The sequence below is a fragment of the Corynebacterium sp. HMSC14H10 genome (assembly GCF_001807105.1).
GTDB lineage: Bacteria > Actinomycetota > Actinomycetes > Mycobacteriales > Mycobacteriaceae > Corynebacterium > Corynebacterium jeikeium_D.
Map to the genome: position 1 here is coordinate 1 of NZ_KV787434.1, position 1,508 is coordinate 1,508.

1 rRNA gene is annotated in these 1,508 nt (G+C 56.6%); it reads right to left on the bottom strand.

Features of this window, described 5'->3' with window-relative positions:
- A 16S ribosomal RNA gene (locus tag HMPREF3135_RS07220) occupies nucleotides 1-1,447 on the bottom strand; the annotation flags it as partial.
- Nucleotides 1,448-1,508: the final 61 nt, after the last annotated feature.

The window sequence follows — 1,508 nt, forward strand, 5'->3', positions numbered from 1 at the left end:
CAGCGCCCCCACAAAAAATGTGTTAGGCCAGGCTTCGGGTGTGTTACCGACTTTCATGACGTGACGGGCGGTGTGTACAAGGCCCGGGAACGTATTCACCGCAGCGTTGCTGATCTGCGATTACTAGCGACTCCGACTTCACGGGGTCGAGTTGCAGACCCCGATCCGAACTGAGACCGGCTTTGCGGGATTAGCTCGCCCTCACGGACTGGCAACCCACTGTACCGACCATTGTAGCATGTGTGAAGCCCTGGACATAAGGGGCATGATGATTTGACGTCATCCCCACCTTCCTCCGAGTTAACCCCGGCAGTTTCTTACGAGTCCCCACCACAACGTGCTGGCAACATAAGACAAGGGTTGCGCTCGTTGCGGGACTTAACCCAACATCTCACGACACGAGCTGACGACAACCATGCACCACCTGTATACAAGCCACAAGGGAAACACCATCTCTGGCGCGATCCTGTATATGTCAAGCCCAGGTAAGGTTCTTCGCGTTGCATCGAATTAATCCACATGCTCCGCCGCTTGTGCGGGCCCCCGTCAATTCCTTTGAGTTTTAGCCTTGCGGCCGTACTCCCCAGGCGGGGCGCTTAATGCGTTAGCTACGGCACGGATCCCGTGGAAGGAAACCCACACCTAGCGCCCACCGTTTACGGCATGGACTACCAGGGTATCTAATCCTGTTCGCTCCCCATGCTTTCGCTCCTCAGCGTCAGTTACTGCCCAGAGACCCGCCTTCGCCACCGGTGTTCCTCCTGATATCTGCGCATTTCACCGCTACACCAGGAATTCCAGTCTCCCCTACAGTACTCAAGTTATGCCCGTATCGCCTGCACGCCCGGAGTTAAGCCCCGGAATTTCACAGACGACGCGACAAACCACCTACGAGCTCTTTACGCCCAGTAATTCCGGACAACGCTCGCACCCTACGTATTACCGCGGCTGCTGGCACGTAGTTAGCCGGTGCTTCTTCTCCATCTACCGTCAGAAACCCTTCGTCGATGGTGAAAGGAGTTTACAACCCGAAGGCCGTCATCCCCCACGCGGCGTCGCTGCATCAGGCTTCCGCCCATTGTGCAATATTCCCCACTGCTGCCTCCCGTAGGAGTCTGGGCCGTGTCTCAGTCCCAATGTGGCCGTCCACCCTCTCAGGCCGGCTACCCGTCGCCGCCTTGGTAGGCCATTACCCCACCAACAAGCTGATAGGCCGCGGGCCCATCCCACACCGAAAAAACTTTCCACCACACCCTCACGGTGCGGTCCTATCCGGTATTAGACCCAGTTTCCCAGGCTTATCCCGAAGTGCAGGGCAGGTCACCCACGTGTTACTCACCCGTTCGCCACTCGTGTACCCCAGCAAGCTGGAGCCTTACCGTTCGACTTGCATGTGTTAAGCACGCCGCCAGCGTTCGTCCTGAGCCAGGATCAAACCCTCCATCAAAAACCCTTCAAATCAGAAGAATCACAAAAACAATGAAAGGCCCAAAAACCTGACAAAAACA